Source organism: Pseudomonas sp. TNT2022 ID1044 (assembly GCF_028656895.1).
Lineage (GTDB): Bacteria > Pseudomonadota > Gammaproteobacteria > Pseudomonadales > Pseudomonadaceae > Aquipseudomonas > Aquipseudomonas reinekei.
Map to the genome: position 1 here is coordinate 103,160 of NZ_JAMDHB010000010.1, position 22,112 is coordinate 125,271.

Below are 22,112 nucleotides of genomic sequence, written 5' to 3' on the forward strand. Positions count from 1 at the left end.
CAATGCAAGATGTTGAGCGGCTACAGGTCTTAAACGGTGGCACGAACGTACCTTAATGTCGCATATGTATAAAAGTTGACGCATTTGACCGTTTGCGCGGCATTTTTGCGGTGCATTCGGTGCGCTTTTTTGGTGCGTGAAAAGTAAGGGGTGCCCGTGGGTGGGGCGAGGTGTTACCTATTTATACCCCGTCCTCAAGGGGTTCGCGGGGGTTAATGGGAGTGGTTATCGTTGCCCTGGTAATGGTCGAGTTGTACCAAGTGCAACTACCCTTGTACGAGCTGCCGCAAGCTTGCGATCTTTTGCCGGGCAGTGAAGGGTTCTGAGAGCATAGATCAAGACCAACAGATCGTCCGGCCCCGGCCCGAGCCATCGGCAGCTCCTGCGGGTGAAAAAAAACGGCGATCATTTTGGTGATCGCCGTTTTTTGTTCAGAGGTTATCGATTCAAGGCATCAGCACTTCGATCGAACCATCGGCCGTCATGCTGACCTGGCTGGTGCCGGCTTCCACTTCAGGCGTCACTGGAGCAGCGTCCATGCCGGCGGCTTTCATCATCATCGGCCCACGCATGTATGGTTGCGGGTAGCCGTTGCTGTTGAGGTTCAGGTTGACGATCTTGTAGCCCTTGCCACCCAGCGCATCGGTCGCCAATTGCGCCCGCGCCTTGAAGGCGGTGACCGCTTCCTTGAGCAGGGTGTCTTCACTGGCCTTGCGCGTTGGCGTGGCGATGGCGAAGTCCATGCCGCCCATCTTCAGGTCGGTGAGCAGCTCGCCCGTCAGCTTTGACAGTGCGGCGAAATCGGTGCTTTCCAGACGCAGCTCGGCGCGTTCACGCCAGCCGGTGATCTTCTGGCCTTTGGTGTCGTAGATCGGGTAGCTGTTGCGGCTGCCCTGGCGCAGGGTGATGTCCTTGACCTGCCTGGCCTGGGCCAGCGCCTTGTTCATGGTGGTGCTGACGTCGGCGGCGAGCTTGGCCGGGTCGGTGTTTTGTTCTTCGGTGTAGAGGGTCACGATCATCAGGTCGCGAGCCACTTCCTGGCTGACTTCGGCGCGCAGGGAAATCTGATTGTAATGAAGCTCGTCGGCCGCCAGGGTCGGGAGGCTGGCGAGAGTGCCAACGCTCAGGGCAAGGAGGGCGGCGCTGCGGCGGAATGTGTGCATGAAAGCTCCTGGGATGATGCGCAGGGAATCGTTCGGGCCTGCGTGAAACCATCAGACTCTATCCTCAATGATCCGGTTCGCACAGTTACAACTTCTATACAGATGTATGCGAGGCGTTGTTCTGTAGGAGCTGGCTTGCTAGCGATGAACGATAACGAGGTCTGACAGACGAGCCGCTTAACGGCCATCGCTAGCAAGCCAGCTCCTACAAAAAAGGCGATTTGGACTGTGGCTGTTTGCCGCACTTTTGCCTGCCAGCCTCCGCGCTTGGTTATACTCCCAGCGATCCGCCTGGAGCGCTCATCAGGAGAGCTCATGCTCGCCCCCGTTCAAATCACTTCCGCCACTCGCCAGAATCTCTGGCGACTGACTTTCATCCGGACTTTGGTGCTGGCCGCCCAAGCCGGGTCCGTGGGCCTGGCTTACTGGCTCGAATTGCTGCCGTTGCCCTGGTTTCAACTGGCCGCGACCCTCGGTTGCTCGATGCTGCTGTGTGCGTTTACCGCGATTCGCCTGCGCACTTCATGGCCGGTGACCGAGCTTGAATACGCGGTACAACTGGCCTGCGACCTGTTTATCCACAGCGCTTTGCTGTATTTCTCCGGCGGCTCGACCAACCCCTTTGTTTCTTATTACCTGGTGCCCTTGACCATTGCCGCGGTGACGTTGCCGTGGCGCTATTCGGTGATCCTGTCGGGCATTGCGCTGACGATGTACACCTTGCTGCTGGCGCGTTTCTATCCGCTGCAAACATTCCCCATCGCCCGGGAAAACCTGCAGGTCTACGGGATGTGGCTGAGTTTCGCCCTGGCGGCGGCAGTGATCACCTTCTTCGCCGCACGCATGGCCGAAGAGTTGCGCCGGCAGGAAGAGTTGCGCGCCATCCGTCGTGAAGAAGGTCTGCGCGACCAGCAGTTGTTAGCCGTCGCCACCCAGGCTGCGGGCGCCGCCCATGAGTTGGGTACGCCGTTGGCGACCATGAGCGTGCTGCTCAAGGAAATGCGTCAGGACCATCACGACCCGATGTTGCAGGACGACCTGAGCGTGCTGCAGGATCAGGTCAAGCTGTGCAAAGAGACTTTGCAGCAACTGGTGCGCGCCGCCGAGGCCAATCGCCGCTTGGCCGTGGAGATGCAGGACGTCACCGATTGGCTCGATGAAGCGCTCAATCGCTGGCACCTGATGCGCCCGGAAGCCAGTTACCGCTTCCAGCGCCTCGGCCAGGGTACGGTGCCGCGCATGGCGCCGCCGCCGGACCTGACCCAGGCGTTGCTGAATTTGCTGAACAATGCCGCCGATGCCTGCCCTGAAGGCTTGCAGGTGACGCTGGACTGGGACACAGAAAATCTGACCATCAGCATCCGCGATCACGGCGCAGGCGTACCATTGGCTATCGCCGAACAGATCGGCAAACCGTTTTTTACCACCAAGGGCAAAGGCTTCGGCCTGGGCCTTTTTTTGAGCAAGGCCAGCGTGACACGCGCCGGTGGCTCAGTGAAACTCTACAGTCATGAGGAAGGTGGCACGCTTACCGAGCTGCGCCTGCCCCGTGTCGCCCGAGGAGACCAACATGAGTGACGAACCCCAAGTCGAAGGCGAAGAACTGCCGCATTTGCTGCTGGTCGATGACGACGCTACCTTCACCCGCGTCATGGCCCGCGCCATGGCTCGCCGTGGTTTTCGCGTCAGTACGGCAGGTTCTGCCGAGGAAGGCCTGGAGCTGGCCAAGGCCGATCTGCCGGACTACGCCGCCCTGGACCTGAAAATGGACGGCGATTCGGGCCTGGTGTTACTGCCCAAGTTGCTGGAAATGGACCCGGAAATGCGCGTGGTGATCCTCACCGGTTATTCGAGCATTGCCACCGCCGTCGAAGCGATCAAGCGCGGCGCCTGCAACTACCTGTGCAAACCGGCCGATGCCGATGACGTGCTGGCCGCGCTGCTGTCCGAACACGCCGACCTCGACAGCCTGGTGCCGGAAAACCCGATGTCCGTGGACCGCTTGCAGTGGGAACACATTCAGCGCGTGTTGACCGAGCACGAAGGCAACATTTCCGCCACCGCCCGTGCCCTGGGCATGCATCGCCGCACGCTGCAGCGCAAACTGCAGAAGCGCCCCGTTCGCCGCTGAACCTGTGCTGAACGAATGCCGGCCGCGCCTCGCGACAAACCGAACCGATCATCTATGATCGGTTCGTGCGTGTACTTTTCTCTATTGAGCCTTATCCATGAATCAGAACGCTGAGTATTCCGCGGTCAACGATGCTGTGCGCGGGCAGTTTTTTCGCAAAGTGTGGGCGATGATCACGCCTTATTGGCAGAGTGAAGAGAAGGGCAAGGCCTGGACGCTGTTGATCGCGGTGATTGCGCTGTCGCTGATCAGCGTGGGCATCTCGGTGTGGTTTAACACCTGGTACAAGGATTTCTACAACGCGCTGCAACAGAAAGACGAAGCCGCCTTCTGGCGCTTGATTCTGTATTTCTGCGCGATTGCAGCGGTGGCGATTGTCGGCGCGGTGTACCGCCTCTACCTGACCCAGATGTTGACGATTCGCTGGCGGGCCTGGCTCACCGAAAAGCATTTCGCGCGTTGGCTCAACGACAAGAATTACTACAAGCTGGAGCAGGGCGGTTACACCGATAACCCGGACCAGCGGATTTCCGAAGACCTCAACAACTTCACCTCCAACACTCTTGAACTGGGTATCGGGCTGCTGCGCAATATCGTCAGCCTGGTGTCGTTTTCGATCATTCTGTGGGGCGTGTCGGGCAGTATCGAAGTGTTCGGTATAACCATTCCCGGCTACATGTTCTGGTGTGTATTGGTTTATGCGGTGGTCGGCAGCTGGTTGACGCATTTGATCGGTCGTCGCTTGATCGGCCTGAACAACCAGCAGCAGCGTTTTGAAGCCGACCTGCGTTTCTCCATGGTGCGGATTCGCGAGAATGCCGAAAGTATTGCGTTGTACAACGGCGAACCGAACGAAAATCGTCGGTTGAGCAGCCGCTTCGGGATGGTCTGGCATAATTTCTGGGACATCATGAAGGTGTCCAAGCGCCTGACTTTTTTTACTGCCGGTTACAGCCAGGCTGCCATTATTTTCCCGTTCATCGTTGCTTCGCCGCGTTACCTCTCGGGCAAGATAGAGCTCGGCGAACTGATGCAAATCAGTTCGGCGTTCGGCAACGTGCAGGAAAGCTTCAGCTGGTTTATCAGTGCCTACCAAAGCCTCGCTTCATGGCGTGCCACTTGCGATCGTCTGCTCAGCTTCCGTCAGGCCATGACGGACAATGAGGGGCGCGCACCTGCCATTGACGTGCTGCAAACGGGCTCGGTCCTGAAGATGCACAACCTTGGTCTGGATCTCGCTGACGGTCGACACTTGCTGGCGAACGCCGACATGACCGTGGAGGAGGGCGAGCGGGTGATGCTCAGCGGTCGTTCCGGCAGTGGCAAGTCGACCTTGCTGCGGGCGATGGGGCACCTGTGGCCGGCGGGGCATGGCAGCATTCGTCTGCCGGCGGCGCGGTACCTGTTCCTGCCCCAAAAGCCGTATTTGCCAATCGGCACGCTGCGTGAGGCATTGAGTTATCCACAGGCCGGCGAAACCTATCCCAACGAGCGTTACGTGCACGTCCTGGAAACTTGTCGCTTACCGCACCTGGTGGCGCGTCTCGACGAAGCCAATCACTGGCAGCGCATGCTGTCGCCGGGTGAGCAGCAGCGCCTCGCGTTTGCCCGTGCGCTGCTTTATGCGCCGCAATGGCTGTATATGGATGAAGCGACTTCGGCGATGGATGAAGAGGATGAGGCGTCGTTGTATCAGGCGCTGATCGATGAGTTGCCGGGGCTGAGCATCGTCAGCGTCGGCCATCGCAGCAGTCTCAAACGCTTCCATCCACGGCATGTGCGGATCGAGAATGGCCATTTGGTGGACCAGGCCGTGACCGCGTAAGCAATGAAAAAAACTGTGGGAGCGAGCTTGCTCGCGATGGCTGACTGACATTCAACGACGATGTTGCCTGACAGATTGTCATCGCGAGCAAGCTCGCTCCCACAGGGGATAGTGGTCACTGGTGATCGTACAACCGCGTTGCGCTATGATGCGGTTTCAGTAGCCGAATTTTTCGAGACATATGTCGACCATGGAAAACCCGAACGACGCACCACGCCTACCTCGCAAGCGCCGCAGCCTCGCTCAGGAACTGGTGACGGTGCTGTCCGAGCAGATCCGCGACGGCCACCTCAAGCGTGGCGACAAGTTGCCCACCGAGTCGGCGATCATGGATGCCCATGGCGTCAGCCGTACGGTGGTGCGCGAAGCGATCTCCCGTTTGCAGGCGGCGGGGCAGGTGGAAACCCGCCACGGCATCGGCACCTTCGTGCTCGACACCCCGAGCCCGAGCGGTTTCCGCATCGATCCGGCAACCGTGGTCACCTTGCGTGACGTGCTGGCCATTCTGGAGTTGCGCATCAGCCTCGAAGTGGAGTCCGCCGGTTTGGCGGCGCAACGTCGCAGCCCCGAGCAGTTGGCGTTGATGCGTGTGGCGCTGGATGCGCTGAACGAAAGCGTTTCCCATGCCAGTGATGCCGTGGCTTCCGACTTTCAGTTCCACTTGCAGATTGCACTGTCGACCGGCAACCGCTACTTCACCGACATCATGACTCACCTGGGCACCAGCATCATTCCGCGTACCCGTCTCAATTCTGCGCGGCTGGCCCATGACGACCAGCAGCACTACATGAATCGCCTGAGCCGTGAGCACGAAGAAATCTACGACGCCATTGCTCGCCAGGATTCCGATGCAGCCCGCGCAGCCATGCGCCTGCACCTGACCAACAGCCGCGAGCGGTTGCGCCATGCCCATGAAGAGGCTGAGGCGCAGCGCGGATAATTTTTGTCTTCGAGCGAATTTTTCTCATAGACCGCTATCGCAAGCGGGCTCGCTCCCACATTTGAATTCGGCTGTTCATCAGATTTGTATCCACAGCCGATCCAATGTAGGAGCGAGCCTGTTCGCGAAAGGGCCACTCACTCTTTCACAGACCCTCCAGCCCGCCTCTTCGTTGCTCAATCCTCCGACAACGTAACTCTGGCAATGACCTTGGCCGTCACCCTTGCGCCTCATTTTCTGATCGCAATCAGCCCCTGAAACCTGGGCTGACGCACCATCTTGTCGAACAATTTTCACACCCAGCGATGAAATGCAGTTGACGGTTATTTTTTAAGTTGTACGATGACCTACAACTTCGGCGAAGGCTGAACGGTTTTCTCATCACACAAATGTCGCAACCCAGGGTGTTCGAATAATGAATCCACAAGAACTGAAGTCCATCCTCTCTTCCGGTCTGCTGTCTTTCCCGGTTACCGATTTCAATGCACAGGGCGATTTCAATCGCGCTGGCTACATCAAACGTCTGGAATGGCTGGCCCCATACGGCGCCTCGGCACTGTTCGCCGCAGGCGGTACCGGTGAGTTTTTCTCTCTGGCGGCCAGCGAATATTCGGAAATCATCAAGACTGCCGTCGACACTTGCGCCACCAGCGTGCCAATCCTGGCCGGCGTGGGCGGTTCGACCCGTCAAGCCATCGAGTATGCTCAAGAAGCCGAACGTCTGGGCGCCAAAGGCCTGTTGCTGCTGCCGCACTACCTGACCGAAGCCAGCCAGGACGGCGTTGCCGCCCACGTTGAAGCCGTGTGCAAATCGGTCAACATCGGCGTCGTGGTCTACAACCGTAACGTCTGCCGCCTGAACGCGCCGCTGCTGGAACGTCTGGCCGAGCGCTGCCCGAACCTGATCGGCTACAAGGATGGCCTGGGCGATATCGAGTTGATGGTGTCGATCCGTCGCCGCCTCGGTGATCGTTTCAGCTACCTGGGTGGTTTGCCGACCGCTGAAGTCTACGCCGCGGCTTACAAGGCGCTGGGCGTGCCGGTCTACTCCTCGGCGGTGTTCAACTTCATTCCGAAAACCGCGATGGACTTCTACCACGCGATCGCCCGTGAAGATCACGCCACCGTTGGCAAGATCATCGACGACTTCTTCCTGCCGTACCTGGACATCCGCAACCGCAAGGCTGGCTACGCGGTGAGCATCGTCAAGGCCGGGGCAAAAATTGCCGGCTATGACGCCGGTCCCGTGCGTGCGCCACTGACCGATCTGACTGGCGAAGAGTACGAAATGCTCGCCGCGCTGATCGACAAGCAGGGTGCGCAGTAACACATCCGATTAAGTAAGGCCGCTGAGCGATCAGCGGCCTTTTGCGTGAGGAGATCTTAAAGTGGCAGATGCAAAGCGTTTCGATAATTACATCAATGGCGAATGGGTTGCCGGTGGCGATTATTCGGCCAACATCAACCCTTCCGAACTGACCGATAACATCGGCGACTATGCCAAGGCCGATCTGGCTCAGGTCAACGCCGCCATCGATGCTGCCCGTGCCGCATTCCCGGCCTGGTCCACTTCCGGCATTCAAGCGCGTCACGATTCCCTGGATAAAGTCGGCACCGAAATCCTCGCCCGTCGCGAAGAGCTCGGCACCTTGCTGGCACGGGAAGAGGGCAAGACCCTGCCCGAAGCCATCGGCGAAGTGACCCGCGCCGGTAACATCTTCAAGTTCTTTGCCGGTGAATGCCTGCGCCTGTCCGGCGACTATCTGCCGTCGGTGCGTCCGGGCGTCAACGTCGAAGTCACCCGCGAAGCCTTGGGCGTGGTCGGATTGATCACTCCGTGGAACTTCCCGATTGCCATTCCGTCGTGGAAAATCGCCCCGGCCCTGGCCTATGGCAACTGCGTCGTGCTCAAGCCTGCGGACCTGGTACCGGGTTGCGCCTGGGCCCTGGCCGAAATCATCTCCCGCGCCGGTTTCCCGGCCGGTGTGTTCAACCTGGTGATGGGCAGCGGTCGCGTGGTTGGCGATGCGCTGGTTCATAGCCCGAAAGTCGACGGCATCAGCTTCACCGGTTCCGTGGGCGTTGGTCGCCAGATCGCCGTCAGCTGCGTGTCGCGTCAGGCCAAGGTCCAGTTGGAAATGGGCGGCAAGAACCCGCAGATCATTCTTGACGACGCCGACCTCAAGCAAGCGGTCGAGCTGTCGGTACAGAGCGCGTTCTACTCCACCGGCCAGCGTTGCACCGCATCGAGCCGCTTCATCGTCACCGCCGGCATCCACGACAAGTTCGTTGAAGCCATGGCTGAGCGCATGAAGTCGATCAAGGTCGGTCACGCGCTGAAATCCGGTACTGACATCGGTCCAGTGGTGTCCCAGGCTCAACTTGAACAGGACATGAAGTACATCGACATCGGCCAGTCCGAAGGTGCACGTCTGGTCAGCGGCGGTGGTCTGGTGACCTGCGACACCGAAGGCTACTTCCTCGCGCCAACACTGTTTGCCGACAGCGAAGCGTCGATGCGCATCAGCCGCGAAGAGATCTTCGGCCCGGTGGCCAACATCGTCCGCGTTGCCGATTACGACGCTGCGCTGGCCATGGCCAACGACACCGAATTCGGTCTGTCGGCGGGCATCGCCACCACTTCGTTGAAGTACGCCAATCACTTCAAGCGCCACTCCCAGGCCGGGATGGTGATGGTCAATCTGCCGACCGCTGGCGTCGATTACCACGTTCCGTTCGGTGGCCGTAAAGGTTCATCCTATGGTTCACGTGAGCAAGGCCGCTATGCGCAAGAGTTCTACACGGTCGTGAAGACCAGCTACATCGGTTCCTGACCCACGCAATACCCTGTAGGAGCCGGCTTGCTGGCGATTGCATCACCGCGGTTTTTCAGTGACACCGCAGTGCTGCCATCGCTGGCAGGCCAGCTCCCACAAAAGACAGACCAAAGAAGATTCACCCGCGCATAAAAATAATCAGTGGGAGTACATCCACATGCAATCGACCCAAAAGCCGACTCACGTCCGCTATTTGATCCTGCTCATGCTTTTCCTGGTGACCACGATCAACTACGCCGACCGGGCTACCATCGCTATTGCGGGCTCCAGCCTGCAAAAAGACCTCGGCATTGACGCGGTTACCCTCGGCTATATCTTCTCCGCATTCGGTTGGGCCTACGTGGCCGGGCAAATTCCCGGTGGCTGGTTGCTCGACCGTTTCGGCTCGAAAAAAATCTACGCACTGAGCATCTTTACCTGGTCGCTGTTCACCGTCCTGCAGGGGTATGTCGGCGAGTTCGGCATGTCCACGGCGGTGGTTGCGCTGTTCATGCTGCGCTTCCTGGTGGGCCTGGCCGAAGCGCCATCCTTCCCCGGCAACGCACGCATCGTGGCGGCCTGGTTCCCCACCGCTGAACGCGGCACCGCGTCGGCGATTTTCAACTCCGCGCAGTATTTCGCCACGGTGTTGTTCGCACCGCTCATGGGCTGGATCGTCTACAGCTTCGGCTGGGAGCATGTGTTCATTGTCATGGGCGTTATCGGTATCGTCTTCTCTGGCATTTGGCTGAAAGTGATCTACAGCCCGCGCCAGCACCCGATGATCAACGACGCCGAGTTCAAGCACATCGCCGACAACGGCGGCATGGTCGACATGGACCAGGACAAGGGCAAAGACAAGAAGGCTGACGGTCCGAAGTGGGACTACATCCGCCAACTGCTGACCAACCGCATGATGCTAGGCGTGTATCTGGGCCAATACTGCATCAACGGCATCACCTACTTCTTCCTGACCTGGTTCCCGGTGTACCTGGTTCAAGAGCGCGGCATGACCATCCTCAAAGCTGGTTTCATCGCCTCGTTGCCAGCGATCTGCGGTTTTATCGGCGGCGTCCTCGGCGGGGTGATCTCCGATTACCTGCTGCGCAAAGGCCACTCCCTGACGTTCGCCCGCAAGGCGCCGATCATTGCCGGCCTGCTGGTTTCCAGCAGCATCGTGGCCTGCAACTATGTCGATGTTGAGTGGATGGTCGTCGGCTTCATGGCGTTGGCGTTCTTCGGCAAAGGCGTGGGCGCACTCGGCTGGGCCGTGGTATCCGACACCTCGCCCAAACAGATTGCCGGTTTGAGTGGTGGCCTGTTCAACACCTTCGGTAACCTGGCGTCAATCACCACCCCGATCGTGATCGGCTACATCATCAGCACCACCGGTTCGTTCAAATGGGCATTGGTATTCGTCGGTTGCAACGCACTGGTCGCGGTGTTCAGCTATCTGGTCATCGTCGGTCCGATCAAGCGTGTGGTGCTCAAAGAGCCACCAGTCAGCGGTCCTGAAACCAACAACAAATTGTCTCAAGCGCATTCCTGAGGAGCGGCGTCATGCAGTTGATTGAACATTCCGACTCGCCGCGCTATATCCGCCTGCACGAGCGGGACAACGTGGTGATCGTGGTCAACGATCAGGGCGTCCCGGCCGGTACCGAATTTGCGGACGGCCTGGTCACCGTGGACTTCGTGCCACAGAGCCACAAGGTCACCCTGGAAGACATTCCCGAGGGTGGCCAGGTGATTCGCTACGGCCAGACCATTGGCTACGCCTTGCAGCCGATTCCACGCGGCAGTTGGGTCAAGGAAGATCAACTGCGCATGCCGACCGCGCCACCGCTGGACAGCCTGCCGCTGTCCACCGAAGTGCCGGCCGCGCAAGCACCGCTGGAAGGCTTCACTTTCGAGGGTTATCGCAACGCCGACGGCACCGTCGGCACGCGCAACATCCTTGGTATCACCACCACCGTGCAATGCGTGACTGGCGTGCTGGATCACGCGGTCAAGCGCATCAAGGACGAGTTGCTGCCCAAGTACCCGCACGTCGATGACGTGGTGGCGCTGACCCACAGCTACGGCTGTGGCGTGGCGATTACGGCCACTGACGCCTACATCCCGATTCGTACCGTGCGCAATCTGGCGCGCAACCCGAACCTGGGCGGCGAAGCCTTGGTGATCAGCCTGGGCTGCGAGAAATTGCAGGCCGGGCAGGTGATGCACGAGAACGACAGCTCGGTGGACTTGAGCGAACCGTGGCTTTATCGCTTGCAGGACTCCAGTCACGGTTTTACCGAGATGATCGAACAGATCATGGAGCTGGCGGAAATCCGGCTGAAGAAGCTTGATCAACGCCGTCGGGAAACCGTGCCGGCGTCCGAGCTGATCCTCGGCATGCAGTGCGGTGGCAGTGATGCGTTTTCCGGCATTACCGCCAATCCGGCCTTGGGTTATGCCTCGGACCTGTTGCTGCGCGCCGGTGCGACGGTGATGTTTTCCGAAGTGACCGAAGTGCGCGACGCGATCTATTTGCTGACTTCCCGGGCACAGACCAAGGAAGTCGCCCAGGAACTGGTTCGGGAAATGGACTGGTACGACCGTTACCTGGCCAAGGGTGAAGCGGATCGCAGCGCCAACACTACGCCGGGCAACAAGAAGGGCGGGTTGTCGAACATTGTCGAGAAGTCCCTGGGCTCGATCGTCAAGTCTGGCAGCAGCGCCATCACCGGCGTGCTCGGCCCTGGCGAGCGGTTCAAGGACAAAGGCCTGATCTTCTGCGCAACCCCGGCCAGTGATTTTGTCTGCGGGACGTTGCAACTGGCGGCGGGGATGAACCTGCATGTGTTCACCACCGGGCGTGGCACGCCTTACGGTTTGGCCATGGCGCCCGTGGTGAAGGTGTCGACCCGGACCGAACTGGCGCAACGCTGGCCGGATCTGATCGACATCGACGCCGGGCGTATCGCCACCGGGCGCGCATCGATCGAGGAGCTGGGCTGGGAGTTGTTCCACTACTATCTGGATGTGGCCAGCGGCAAGCAACAGACGTGGGCTGAAAAGCACAAACTGCATAACGACATCACCTTGTTCAACCCGGCGCCGATTACGTAAGACCGCGTCGTCTGCATCGCTAGCAAGCCAGCTCCTACAGGATTTCGTCGAACACAAAGTGCGTGTACGCCGCAAAACTGTAGGAGCCGGCTTGCTGGCGATAGCGGTCTTCCAGACGCCGGCGTCTCCAGTGGCTTATCATTAGCCCCCTAACGACGCCCACCCCAAGGTCTTCCCGGCATGCTGGCAATTTTCCTCGAAACCCTGAACATCACCGCCCCGGTGTTCGCCATGCTGTTTCTTGGGGTGCTGCTCAAGCGCATCGACTGGATCAACGACAACTTCATTCACACCGCGTCGTCCCTGGTGTTCAACGTCACCATGCCGGCGTTGCTGTTTCTGGGCATCCTGCATGCCGACCTGCACGCCGCACTGCAACCGGCGCTGCTGATCTACTTCTCCCTCGCAACGCTTGTGTGTTTTGCCATCGCCTGGGGCTGGGCGATTTTCAAGTGTCCGCGCGAAGACCGCGGGATCTACACTCAGGGCGCGTTTCGCGGCAACAACGGCGTGATCGGCCTGGCGCTGGCGGCGAGCATGTACGGCGACTACGGAATTTCCCTCGGGGCGATTCTGGCGGCGCTGGTGATCCTGTTTTACAACACGCTCTCGACCATCGTCCTGGCGGTATACAGCCCGGTGATCAAGTCTGATCCGTGGAGTATTTGCAAAAGCGTGATGATCAATCCGCTGATCATCAGCGTGCTTGCGGCGGCCCCCTTTGCCTACTTCAAAATCGGCCTGCCGGGATGGTTGGAAACGTCCGGCCAGTATCTGGCGCAAACCACCTTGCCGTTGGCGCTGATTTGCATTGGCGGCACACTGTCGCTGGCGGCGATGCGCAAAAGCGGCTCGATGGCGCTCAGTTCAAGCCTGGTGAAAATGCTCGGCCTGCCGATTCTGGCGACACTCGGTGCGTGGCTCTGGGGCTTTCGTGGGGCGGAACTGGGGATTCTGTTTCTGTACTTCGGCAGCCCGACAGCGGCCGCCAGTTTTGTCATGGCCCGGGCGGCGGATGGCAATCATGAACTGGCGGCGGCGATCATCGTGATCACCACGTTGATGGCGGCGGTGACCACCAACATCGGGATCTTTTTGTTGCAGTGGGGCGGGTGGATCTAGCTGCCTTGTGCAGTGATCATCAGATCCATTCGCGAGCACAGACAGCACAAGTTCCAGCGATTCACTCCGGCTTCTGGTAGCTATCAATCACTTCCTGCGCTGCCCGAAACGCATCGATCGCCGCCGGCACACCCGCATACACCGCGCAATGCAGCAGCGCCTCTCGAATCTCATCCACCGTGCAACCGTTATTCAGTGCACCGCGCACGTGACCTTTCAATTCCTGCGGGCACTTCAGCGCAGTCAGCGCGGCGAGAGTGATCAGGCTGCGGGTTTTCAGTGGCAAGCCTTCGCGGTTCCACACGGCGCCCCAGGCGTGTTCATTGACGAAATCCTGTAGCGGCTGGGTGAAATCGGTGGCGTTGCCCAGCGCGCGGTCGACAAAGGCGTCGCCCATCACTTGGCGACGTACTTCGACGCCGGGTTTTTTATGTTCGGTCATGGCAATTCCTTCTTGTGGTGTTGGCGCCGCCAGGCGCGCAGCGACGTGAACAGCAAGAACGCCACCAGCGCCGGCAGGATGTAAAACAGCATCAGGTGTTCAAGCTTGCCCGCCAGGGGCATGCCGGTGGTGAACGACACCACGTGCAGGCCGTACGCCAGGTACAAGCCTAAAAACAGAAGACCTTCGGCGCGGGTGACCCGATAACCGGAATAGAACACCGGCAGGCACAGCACCGTGACACCGAGCATCACCGGCAAGTCGAAGTCCAGGGCGTTGGGCGATACCGACAACGGCGATGGCGCAATCAGTGCCGTCACGCCGAGCACGCCCAGCAGGTTGAACAAGTTGCTGCCGATCACGTTGCCCACGGCGATCTCACGTTCACCGCGTAACGCGGCGATCAGCGAGGTCGCGAGTTCAGGCAGGGAGGTGCTCACCGCAACGATGGTCAAGCCGATGATCCGCTCCGACAAACCCAGGTCGGTGGCCACTGCCACCGCTGCGCCCAGCAACAAGTGCCCCGCATACACCAGCATCCCCAGCCCGGCAACGATCATCAGCACGCTGGTGAGCCATGGCGCCTCGCCGCTGTGGTCATGGGTCTTAACCGGGCGCACCGAATGCCGTGACTGGCGCAGCAACAACGCCAGATACAGAAGCAATGCGGCCAACAGCATCACACCGTCGGCGCGGGTCAGTTCTTCATTCCAGGCCAGTACGGACACCAGCAGGCTGGCGCCGATCATCAAGGGAATGTCCAGGCGCACCAACTGCCTCGACACCCGTAGCGGAATGATCAGCGCCGAAAGTCCGAGGGTGACGAGGATGTTGAAGATGCTGCTGCCAATCACACTGCCGACAGCGATGTCAGTGTTATGCGCCAAGGTGGCTTGCAGGCTGACGGCCATCTGCGGCGCACTGCTGCCGAGGGCGACGATGGTCAGGCCGATGATCAGCGGACGAACATGCAGGCGTGCAGCCAGGTGCACCGCGGCACGCACCATCAATTCGGCGCCGGCAATCAGCAGCACCAGGCCGCTGAGCAATTCGATCACGCTGATCAGGGGTAAGTCGGCTAGTCCGAGAATGGTCGGCGCTCCAAGTGTCAGTCGTCGAGGGCCTGTACGCGAACTCGCGCAGTGCCGCTCCTGATCATGCCCAGGCGCTCGGCAGCCTCATGGGACAAGTCAATCAGGCGTCCACGGATATGTGGCCCGCGGTCATTGATGCGTACCACGCAGGACTTGTCGTTATTCAGATTGGTGACCTTCACCCGCGTGCCGAACGGCAACTGGCGGTGGGCGGCGGTCATGGAATTCTTGTCGAAACGCTCGCCACTGGCGGTGCGTTTGCCTTGGTGTCTGGCGCCGTAGTAAGACGCCACACCGGTTTTGTCGTAGCCGTGTGGATCGACGATGTCGTTGCTCGCGCAACCGGCGAGGAGCGAGAGTGTGGCGCAAAGTCCAAGTAGACGCTTCATTTGAAGGCTTCCAGATACAAGTGTGGGAGCGAGCCTGCTCGCGAATGCAGTTCTGACAGTCAACTTTGAATTGAGTGCCGAATCCCATTCGCGAGCAGGCTCGCTCCCACAGGGGCTGGAGCCAGGTTGGAAAGCTGGCTCCATCCTTATCAGCCTTCGAGCTTGCTTTTCAGCAGTTCGTTGACCTGTTGCGGGTTGGCCTTGCCCTTGGAGGCTTTCATGGCCTGGCCGACGAAGAAGCCGAACATCTTGCCGCGCTTGGCTTCGTCTGCCGCACGGTATTGCTCGACCTGCTCGGCGTTCGCCGCCAGCATTTCGTCCAGCACCGCCGAGATGGCGCCGCTGTCGGTGACTTGCTTGAGGCCGCGCTTGTCGATGATCTCGTCCGCGCTGCCTTCGCCGTTGGCCATCGCTTCAAACACGACCTTGGCGATTTTGCCGGAGATGGTGTTGTCCTTGATGCGCAACAGCATGCCGCCCAGTTGCTCGGCGGAAACCGGCGACTGTTCGATGTCCAGGCCTTGCTTGTTGAGCAGGCTGCCCAACTCGACCATCACCCAGTTCGCCGCCAGCTTGGCGTCGCCGCCGATGCTCGCGACTTTTTCGAAGTAGTCGGCTTGTTCGCGGCTGGTGGCCAGGACGCTGGCGTCGTAGACCGACAGACCGAACTGCGCCTGGAAGCGCTCGCGCTTCTGCGGTGGCAATTCCGGCAGGGTGGCGCGCACGTCGTCGAGGAACGAGTTCTCGATGACCACCGGCAACAGGTCCGGATCGGGGAAGTAACGGTAGTCGTTGGCTTCCTCTTTGCTGCGCATCGGACGAGTTTCGTCTTTGTTCGGGTCGTACAGGCGGGTCTGCTGGATCACCTTGCCACCGTCTTCGATCAATTCGATCTGACGCTGGATTTCGCTGTTGATCGCCTTCTCGATGAAGCGGAATGAGTTGACGTTCTTGATCTCGCAGCGGGTGCCGAACTCGACCTGGCCTTTCGGGCGGATCGACACGTTGCAGTCGCAACGCAACGAACCTTCGGCCATGTTGCCGTCGCAAATCCCCAGGTAACGCACCAGCGCGTGGATCGCCTTGACGTAGGCCACGGCTTCCTTGGCGCTGCGCATGTCCGGCTCGGAGACGATTTCCAGCAGCGGCGTGCCGGCACGGTTCAGGTCGATGCCGGTGGCACCGTTGAATTCTTCATGCAGGCTCTTGCCGGCGTCTTCTTCCAGGTGCGCGCGGGTGATGCCGACACGTTTGACCGTGCCGTCTTCCAGGGCGATGTCCAGGTGACCCTTGCCGACGATCGGCAATTCCATCTGGCTGATCTGGTAGCCCTTGGGCAGGTCCGGGTAGAAGTAGTTTTTACGGGCGAACACGTTGTGCTGGCCGATCTCGGCGTCAATCGCCAGACCGAACATCACCGCCATTCGCACGGCTTCCTGATTCAGCACCGGCAATACGCCGGGCATGCCCAGGTCGACCAGGCTGGCCTGGGTGTTCGGCTCGGAACCGAAGGTGGTGGAACTACCGGAAAAAATTTTCGACCGGGTGGTGAGCTGGGTATGAATCTCCAGCCCGATCACGACTTCCCATTGCATGTGTGTCTCCTCAGAAGCCGGTTGGGGTGCGAGTGTGCCAGTCAGTGTTCAACTGATACTGGTGCGCAACGTTGAGCAAGCGGCCTTCCTGGAAATACGGTGCGAGCAACTGCACGCCGACCGGCAGACCGTCGACAAAACCGGCCGGCATCGACAGGCCCGGCAGGCCCGCGAGGTTGGCGGTGATGGTGTAGACGTCTTCCAGGTACGCGGCGACCGGGTCGCTGTTCTTGGCGCCGAGCTTCCAGGCCGGGTTCGGCGTGGTTGGGCCGAGGATGATGTCGACCTCATTGAAGGCGGCCATGAAGTCGTTCTTGATCAAGCGACGAATCTTCTGCGCCTTCAGGTAGTAGGCGTCGTAGTAACCGGCGGACAGCGCATAGGCGCCGACCATGATCCGGCGCTGCACTTCCGGCCCGAAGCCTTCGCCACGGGAGCGCTTGTACAGGTCGATCAGGTTGACCGGGTTTTCGCAGCGGTAACCGAAGCGCACGCCATCGAAACGCGACAGGTTGGACGAGGCTTCTGCCGGAGCGATCACGTAGTACGCAGGGATCGCGTGCTGCATGTTCGGCAGGCTGATTTCCTTGATCACAGCGCCGAGCTTTTCCAGCGCCTTGACGCTGTTGTGGATCAGCTCGGCGATGCGCGGGTCGAGACCGGCGCTGAAATACTCTTTCGGCACGCCGATGCGCAGGCCTTGCAGCGAACCGTTGAGGCCTGCGCTGTAGTCCGGCACGGGTTCATCGATGCTGGTGGAGTCATTTGGATCGAAGCCGGCCATGCCTTGCAGCAAAATCGCACAGTCTTCGGCGGTGCGTGCCATCGGTCCGCCCTGATCGAGGCTGGACGCGTAGGCGATCATGCCCCAGCGTGAAACACGACCGTACGTCGGTTTCAGGCCGGTGAGGTTGGTCAACGCAGCGGGCTGACGAATGGAGCCACCGGTGTCGGTGCCGGTGGCTGCCGGCAACAGACGAGCGGCAACGGCTGCTGCCGAACCGCCGGATGAACCGCCCGGAACGTGTTCCAGGTTCCACGGGTTTTTCACCGCGCCGTAGTAGCTCGACTCGTTGGCCGAACCCATGGCGAATTCGTCCATGTTGGTCTTGCCCAGGGTCACGGCGCCGGCAGCGGCCAGTTTGGCGACGACGGTGGCGTCGTACGGAGCCTTGAAGTTGTCGAGCATCTTCGAGCCGCAGCTGGTGCGAATGCCCTGGGTGCAGAACAAATCCTTGTGGGCAATCGGCGCGCCGAGCAGGGCGCCGCTCTCACCATTGGCCCGGCGGGCGTCAGCGGCTTTCGCCTGCGACAGCGCCAGGTCTTCGGTGAGGCTGATGAAACTGTTGAGCTGTGGATCGAGCTGGGCGATGCGCGCCAGCAGGACTTTGGTCAGCTCTTCGGAGGAAAACTTTTTATCGGCGAGTCCGCGGGCGATCTCGGCCAGAGTCAATTGATGCATTGCAGGCTCTTTCCCTTTAGTCGATGACTTTCGGAACCAGGTACAGGCCGTTTTCGACCGCTGGTGCGATGGACTGGTAGGCCTCGCGGTTATTGGTCTCGGTCACGACGTCTGCACGCAGGCGCTGGCTGGCTTCCAGTGGGTGGGCCAGCGGTTCGATACCGTCGGTATTGACCGCCTGCATTTCGTCGACCAGCCCGAGAATGCTGTTGAGGGCTGAAGTGATGTGCGGAAGATCGGCATCATTGAGGCCAAGACAGGCCAGATGAGCGATTTTTTCCACGTCGGAGCGTTCAAGCGCCATTGGGATTCTCCAGTGGAAAACAGAACGGACGGCGTCCGTGTGTTAGATTGTCGGAACACTACCGCACTTCTACGGTCATAAGGCCGCGATTGTGGGGCTTGGTGCACAGAAAAGCGGCCAATTTAACATATTGGCGCCTTGCCCAAAATCCCTGTCGTTGTTAGAGTTTGCCGCACTTTTTTACCCACGCGTTGCCTAGGGTCCCTTTCCCATGTTCAAGAAACTGCGTGGCATGTTTTCCAGCGATCTTTCCATTGACCTGGGCACTGCCAACACCCTTATTTACGTGCGCGAGCGCGGTATCGTCCTGAATGAGCCATCGGTTGTGGCCATTCGGACACACGGTAACCAGAAAAGTGTCGTTGCTGTCGGCACCGAAGCCAAGCGCATGCTGGGCCGTACGCCGGGCAACATTGCTGCCATTCGTCCGATGAAAGACGGCGTGATTGCCGACTTCAGCGTCTGCGAAAAGATGCTGCAGTACTTCATCAACAAGGTTCATGAAAACAGCTTCCTGCAGCCTAGCCCTCGTGTGTTGATCTGCGTTCCGTGCAAATCCACCCAGGTTGAGCGTCGTGCCATTCGTGAATCGGCCCTGGGTGCCGGTGCCCGTGAAGTGTTCCTGATCGAAGAGCCAATGGCCGCTGCGATCGGTGCCGGCCTGCCGGTAGAGGAAGCTCGCGGTTCGATGGTCGTGGATATCGGTGGTGGTACCACTGAAATCGCACTGATCTCCCTCAACGGTGTGGTTTACGCCGAATCCGTACGCGTGGGCGGCGACCGTTTCGACGAAGCGATCATCACTTATGTACGTCGCAACTACGGCAGCCTGATCGGCGAATCCACCGCCGAGCGCATCAAGCAGGAAATCGGTACTGCCTACCCGGGCGGCGAAGTTCGTGAAGTCGACGTTCGTGGCCGTAACCTGGCTGAAGGCGTTCCGCGCGCATTCACCCTGAACTCCAACGAAGTGCTGGAAGCTCTGCAAGAGTCCCTGGCCACTATCGTTCAGGCCGTGAAAAGCGCCCTGGAGCAATCGCCGCCGGAACTGGCTTCCGACATCGCCGAGCGTGGTCTGGTACTGACCGGTGGTGGCGCCTTGCTGCGTGACCTCGACAAGTTGCTGGCCCAGGAAACCGGTTTGCCGGTGATCGTCGCCGAAGACCCGCTGACCTGCGTTGCTCGCGGCGGTGGCCGTGCATTGGAAATGATGGATAAACACACCATGGATCTGCTTTCCAGCGAGTAAGTCGCCGGAACGCCTCTATGCTGTTGAGCGCGCAGGCGGCACTTTGCAGTGCTGCCTGTTCGCGTTTATCTTCTGTCACTCTGCATCCAGGCCGGTTTGCTGCCGTATGAATAAAGAGAACATTTGCCTGGGAGGAGCGGCTTATTAAACCGCTTTTCACCAAGGGTCCCTCACTGGGCGTGCGCTTGTTGGTGCTGGTCGTGCTTTCGGTCGCGCTGATGGTGGTCGATGCGCGCTTCACACTGCTCAAGCCAGTGCGTAGCCAGATGTCGCTGGCGTTGATGGAGTCTTACTGGATCACCGACCTGCCGCAGCGGCTGTGGCAAGGTGTCGCCAGCCAGTTTGGCAGCCGGACCGAACTCGTCGCCGAAAACGAAAAACTCAAGACTGAAAACCTGCTGTTGCAGGGGCGCATGCAAAAGCTGGCCGCCCTGACCGAGCAGAACGTTCGACTGCGCGAGTTGCTCAATTCTTCGGCACTGGTCAACGAGAAGGTCGAAGTGGCCGAGTTGATCGGCATGGACCCCAATCCATTTACCCATCGCATCATCATCAACAAGGGTGAGCGCGACGGTGTCGTGCTGGGTCAGCCGGTACTCGATGCTCGTGGCCTGATGGGCCAGGTGGTGGAGTTGATGCCGTACACCTCCCGCGTTCTGTTGCTGACCGATACCACCCACAGCATTCCGGTGCAGGTGAATCGCAACGGCCTGCGCGCCATTGCCAGCGGCACCGGTAATCCGGAGCGCCTGGAGCTGCGGCATGTGGCGGACACCGCCGACATCAAGGAAGGCGATCTGCTGGTCAGTTCCGGCCTGGGTCAGCGTTTCCCGGCAGGTTACCCGGTGGCGACGGTCAAGGAAGTGATTCACGACTCCGGCCAGCCGTTTGCCATTGTCCGTGCCGTACCGACCGCCGCACTGAACCGCAGTCGTTACCTGCTGCTGGTCTTCAGCGATACCCGTACCCCGGAAGAGCGCGCCAACGATGCCGCCCAGGCGCAGGAGGCTCTGGATGCGCAGGGCGGTGGGCCGATCATTCCGGCGACCGTGCCGAAGGCGGCGCTTGTCCCGTCTGCCGTTGCAGTGCCGGCATCACCGGCCACGCCAGCAACCCCGGCGACAGCACCGGCTGCCGCCACACCGGTCAACCCAACGGCCACGCACCCGGTTGCGACTAAACCGCCCACGGCTGCACCTGCTGCATCCGCCAAACCACCGGCAGCTCAACCTGCCGTCGTGAAGCCTGCTGCCAAACCGCCTGTCTCCGCACCGGCTACCACTGGGGGACGAGAATAATGGTCGGTGTTACTGCCTCCCGAAACGGCTGGATCGTCTGGATGACATTCGCCATCGGTTTGCTGCTCAGCGTTTCGCCGCTGCCGCAATTCATGGAAATCCTGCGTCCGCTGTGGCTGGCCTTGCTGCTGGCGTTCTGGGCGTTGGCCCTGCCGCAGAAAGTCGGGATGGTCACCGCGTGGTGCCTGGGCCTGGCCGAAGATGTGCTCTACGGCACATTGCTGGGCCAGAACGCATTGATCCTGACCCTCATCACTTACCTGGTCCTGGCGCTGCAACAACGTCTGCGGATGTTCCCCATGTGGCAGCAGAGCCTGGTTATCCTGGTGATCTTCGGTCTCGCGCAGCTTGTCCAGTTGTGGCTCAGTGCCCTCACCGGTAACCGCCAGCCAACACTGGCGCTGGTGTTGCCGGCACTGGTCAGTGCTTTGCTCTGGCCCTGGATCAGCTTTGGTTTGCGCGGATTGAGTCGGCGCTACAAAATCAATTAATTCGCTCGAGCATTAGACAGGGAGAGGTCTTGATGAAACGGTTGTACCTCGCCTCTGGTTCGCCGCGTCGGCGTGAACTGCTCACGCAGATCGGCGTGCCGTTTTCCGTCCTCAGTGCGGATATCGATGAAACTCCTCTGACTCACGAAACCCCGTCTGCTTATGTCGAGCGCCTGGCGCGCGGCAAGGCCGAGGCCGGGCGCTGTGCAGTCGTGTCTGAAGACTCGTTCTGTGTGCTCGGCGCCGATACCGCCGTGGTGCTCGACGGAAAAATTCTTGGCAAACCGGTTGATGAAGCCGACGCGTGCGCCATGCTGATGATGTTGTCCGGCAACGAGCATCGGGTGCTGACCGCGATTGCCGTGCTCGATGGCGAGCGTTGCGAGTCAAGGGTGATCACCAGCCTGGTGCGTTTTCGACCCGTCAGTCGCGACGAAGCCGCCGCCTATTGGGCCAGTGGCGAGCCGAAAGACAAGGCCGGAGGCTACGGCATTCAAGGCCTGGGCGCGGTATTTGTCGCCGGGCTCAATGGAAGTTACTCGGCGGTGGTTGGACTGCCACTGTGCGAAACCGCAGAACTGCTCGGCCATTTCGGCATACCCTGTTGGCAAACCCATAACGCGCGTTAAGCGTCGTACTGACCAGATGCGGCCATTATCGTGAAAATGCCTGAACGA

At 60.0% G+C, this 22,112-nt stretch carries 20 protein-coding genes; 13 read left to right on the forward strand and 7 right to left on the reverse strand.

Annotated elements, in window-relative coordinates; genetic code table 11:
- Nucleotides 1-446 precede the first annotated feature (446 nt).
- On the reverse strand, nt 447-1,163 hold the full coding sequence (locus M5G20_RS15310; RefSeq protein WP_273919769.1) for an SIMPL domain-containing protein: 717 nt from the start codon (nt 1,161-1,163) through the stop codon (nt 447-449).
- 315 nt (nt 1,164-1,478) lie between these two features.
- Between M5G20_RS15310 and M5G20_RS15315 the strand changes: the two genes are divergently transcribed.
- From M5G20_RS15315 to M5G20_RS15355, 9 genes are all read left to right on the forward strand, one after another.
- Nucleotides 1,479-2,741, forward strand: coding sequence for an ATP-binding protein (locus M5G20_RS15315; protein ID WP_273919770.1), 1,263 nt, complete (start codon nt 1,479-1,481; stop codon nt 2,739-2,741).
- Nucleotides 2,734-3,294, forward strand: coding sequence for a response regulator transcription factor (locus M5G20_RS15320; RefSeq protein WP_075947643.1), 561 nt, complete (start codon nt 2,734-2,736; stop codon nt 3,292-3,294). The genes M5G20_RS15315 and M5G20_RS15320 overlap by 8 nt, the downstream gene beginning before the upstream one ends.
- 97 nt (nt 3,295-3,391) lie before the next feature.
- Nucleotides 3,392-5,119 (forward strand): ABC transporter ATP-binding protein/permease, encoded by a 1,728-nt coding sequence (locus tag M5G20_RS15325; protein WP_273919771.1) that lies wholly within the window; start codon nt 3,392-3,394, stop codon nt 5,117-5,119.
- Between the two features lie 190 nt (nt 5,120-5,309).
- On the forward strand, nt 5,310-6,059 hold the full coding sequence (locus M5G20_RS15330; RefSeq protein WP_273919983.1) for a FadR/GntR family transcriptional regulator: 750 nt from the start codon (nt 5,310-5,312) through the stop codon (nt 6,057-6,059).
- 415 nt (nt 6,060-6,474) lie between these two features.
- On the forward strand, nt 6,475-7,386 hold the full coding sequence (gene kdgD / locus M5G20_RS15335; protein ID WP_020796617.1) for a 5-dehydro-4-deoxyglucarate dehydratase: 912 nt from the start codon (nt 6,475-6,477) through the stop codon (nt 7,384-7,386).
- Between the two features lie 61 nt (nt 7,387-7,447).
- Nucleotides 7,448-8,893 (forward strand): aldehyde dehydrogenase family protein, encoded by a 1,446-nt coding sequence (locus tag M5G20_RS15340; protein WP_075947640.1) that lies wholly within the window; start codon nt 7,448-7,450, stop codon nt 8,891-8,893.
- 58 nt (nt 8,894-8,951) lie between these two features.
- Nucleotides 8,952-10,424 carry an MFS transporter gene (locus M5G20_RS15345; protein WP_337994296.1) on the forward strand — a complete coding sequence of 491 codons (1,473 nt, stop codon included), beginning with the start codon at nt 8,952-8,954 and terminating at the stop codon, nt 10,422-10,424.
- Nucleotides 10,425-10,435: 11 nt separating this feature from the next.
- Nucleotides 10,436-11,989: a galactarate dehydratase gene (gene garD, locus M5G20_RS15350; protein WP_150731814.1), complete on the forward strand. Its 1,554-nt coding sequence runs from the start codon at nt 10,436-10,438 to the stop codon at nt 11,987-11,989.
- 180 nt (nt 11,990-12,169) lie between these two features.
- On the forward strand, nt 12,170-13,111 hold the full coding sequence (locus M5G20_RS15355; protein WP_273919773.1) for an AEC family transporter: 942 nt from the start codon (nt 12,170-12,172) through the stop codon (nt 13,109-13,111).
- A 61-nt stretch (nt 13,112-13,172) separates the two neighbouring features.
- On the opposite strand, the gene M5G20_RS15360 is transcribed toward M5G20_RS15355, so the two are convergent.
- From M5G20_RS15360 to gatC, 6 genes are all read right to left on the reverse strand, one after another.
- The gene (locus M5G20_RS15360; protein ID WP_056855011.1) at nt 13,173-13,553 is read right to left on the reverse strand and encodes a carboxymuconolactone decarboxylase family protein; all 381 of its coding nucleotides are present in this window, start codon (nt 13,551-13,553) and stop codon (nt 13,173-13,175) included.
- Nucleotides 13,550-14,611: a calcium/sodium antiporter gene (locus tag M5G20_RS15365; protein WP_273919774.1), complete on the reverse strand. Its 1,062-nt coding sequence runs from the start codon at nt 14,609-14,611 to the stop codon at nt 13,550-13,552. The genes M5G20_RS15360 and M5G20_RS15365 overlap by 4 nt, the downstream gene beginning before the upstream one ends.
- Nucleotides 14,612-14,661: 50 nt before the next feature.
- Nucleotides 14,662-15,036 carry a septal ring lytic transglycosylase RlpA family protein gene (locus tag M5G20_RS15370; RefSeq protein WP_273919775.1) on the reverse strand — a complete coding sequence of 125 codons (375 nt, stop codon included), beginning with the start codon at nt 15,034-15,036 and terminating at the stop codon, nt 14,662-14,664.
- Nucleotides 15,037-15,185: 149 nt separating this feature from the next.
- On the reverse strand, nt 15,186-16,631 hold the full coding sequence (gatB, locus tag M5G20_RS15375; RefSeq protein ID WP_273919776.1) for an Asp-tRNA(Asn)/Glu-tRNA(Gln) amidotransferase subunit GatB: 1,446 nt from the start codon (nt 16,629-16,631) through the stop codon (nt 15,186-15,188).
- Nucleotides 16,632-16,641: 10 nt separating this feature from the next.
- Nucleotides 16,642-18,093, reverse strand: a complete 1,452-nt coding sequence (gene gatA, locus M5G20_RS15380) for an Asp-tRNA(Asn)/Glu-tRNA(Gln) amidotransferase subunit GatA (RefSeq protein WP_150731820.1) — start codon at nt 18,091-18,093, stop codon at nt 16,642-16,644.
- Between the two features lie 16 nt (nt 18,094-18,109).
- On the reverse strand, nt 18,110-18,397 hold the full coding sequence (gene gatC, locus M5G20_RS15385; RefSeq protein WP_007976465.1) for an Asp-tRNA(Asn)/Glu-tRNA(Gln) amidotransferase subunit GatC: 288 nt from the start codon (nt 18,395-18,397) through the stop codon (nt 18,110-18,112).
- 211 nt (nt 18,398-18,608) lie between these two features.
- Here gatC and mreB point away from each other — a divergent pair, with 211 nt between their 5' ends.
- The 4 genes from mreB (at nt 18,609) to M5G20_RS15405 (ending at nt 22,064) form a co-directional block, all read left to right on the forward strand.
- Nucleotides 18,609-19,646: a rod shape-determining protein MreB gene (mreB, locus tag M5G20_RS15390; protein WP_002555108.1), complete on the forward strand. Its 1,038-nt coding sequence runs from the start codon at nt 18,609-18,611 to the stop codon at nt 19,644-19,646.
- 143 nt (nt 19,647-19,789) lie between these two features.
- Nucleotides 19,790-20,944 (forward strand): rod shape-determining protein MreC, encoded by a 1,155-nt coding sequence (gene mreC, locus M5G20_RS15395; RefSeq protein WP_273919984.1) that lies wholly within the window; start codon nt 19,790-19,792, stop codon nt 20,942-20,944.
- Complete coding sequence (gene mreD / locus M5G20_RS15400; RefSeq protein ID WP_273919777.1) at nt 20,944-21,435, forward strand: rod shape-determining protein MreD; 492 nt, start codon at nt 20,944-20,946, stop codon at nt 21,433-21,435. Before mreC ends, mreD begins: the two co-directional genes overlap by 1 nt.
- Nucleotides 21,436-21,467: 32 nt before the next feature.
- On the forward strand, nt 21,468-22,064 hold the full coding sequence (locus M5G20_RS15405; RefSeq protein ID WP_273919778.1) for a Maf family protein: 597 nt from the start codon (nt 21,468-21,470) through the stop codon (nt 22,062-22,064).
- Nucleotides 22,065-22,112 lie beyond the last annotated feature (48 nt).

What these genes read in the sequence shown, in the direction of transcription:
- gatB (WP_273919776.1), bottom strand. Translation starts at nt 16,631, where the DNA reads ATGCAATGGGAAGTCGTGATCGGGCTGGAGATTCATACCCAGCTCACC.
- gatA (WP_150731820.1), bottom strand. Translation starts at nt 18,093, where the DNA reads ATGCATCAATTGACTCTGGCCGAGATCGCCCGCGGACTCGCCGATAAA.
- M5G20_RS15310 (WP_273919769.1), bottom strand. Translation starts at nt 1,163, where the DNA reads ATGCACACATTCCGCCGCAGCGCCGCCCTCCTTGCCCTGAGCGTTGGC.
- M5G20_RS15360 (WP_056855011.1), bottom strand. Translation starts at nt 13,553, where the DNA reads ATGACCGAACATAAAAAACCCGGCGTCGAAGTACGTCGCCAAGTGATG.
- mreB (WP_002555108.1), top strand. Translation starts at nt 18,609, where the DNA reads ATGTTCAAGAAACTGCGTGGCATGTTTTCCAGCGATCTTTCCATTGAC.
- M5G20_RS15330 (WP_273919983.1), top strand. Translation starts at nt 5,310, where the DNA reads ATGGAAAACCCGAACGACGCACCACGCCTACCTCGCAAGCGCCGCAGC.
- M5G20_RS15315 (WP_273919770.1), top strand. Translation starts at nt 1,479, where the DNA reads ATGCTCGCCCCCGTTCAAATCACTTCCGCCACTCGCCAGAATCTCTGG.
- M5G20_RS15405 (WP_273919778.1), top strand. Translation starts at nt 21,468, where the DNA reads ATGAAACGGTTGTACCTCGCCTCTGGTTCGCCGCGTCGGCGTGAACTG.
- gatC (WP_007976465.1), bottom strand. Translation starts at nt 18,397, where the DNA reads ATGGCGCTTGAACGCTCCGACGTGGAAAAAATCGCTCATCTGGCCTGT.
- kdgD (WP_020796617.1), top strand. Translation starts at nt 6,475, where the DNA reads ATGAATCCACAAGAACTGAAGTCCATCCTCTCTTCCGGTCTGCTGTCT.
- M5G20_RS15320 (WP_075947643.1), top strand. Translation starts at nt 2,734, where the DNA reads ATGAGTGACGAACCCCAAGTCGAAGGCGAAGAACTGCCGCATTTGCTG.
- M5G20_RS15325 (WP_273919771.1), top strand. Translation starts at nt 3,392, where the DNA reads ATGAATCAGAACGCTGAGTATTCCGCGGTCAACGATGCTGTGCGCGGG.
- M5G20_RS15370 (WP_273919775.1), bottom strand. Translation starts at nt 15,036, where the DNA reads ATGAAGCGTCTACTTGGACTTTGCGCCACACTCTCGCTCCTCGCCGGT.
- garD (WP_150731814.1), top strand. Translation starts at nt 10,436, where the DNA reads ATGCAGTTGATTGAACATTCCGACTCGCCGCGCTATATCCGCCTGCAC.
- mreD (WP_273919777.1), top strand. Translation starts at nt 20,944, where the DNA reads ATGGTCGGTGTTACTGCCTCCCGAAACGGCTGGATCGTCTGGATGACA.
- M5G20_RS15355 (WP_273919773.1), top strand. Translation starts at nt 12,170, where the DNA reads ATGCTGGCAATTTTCCTCGAAACCCTGAACATCACCGCCCCGGTGTTC.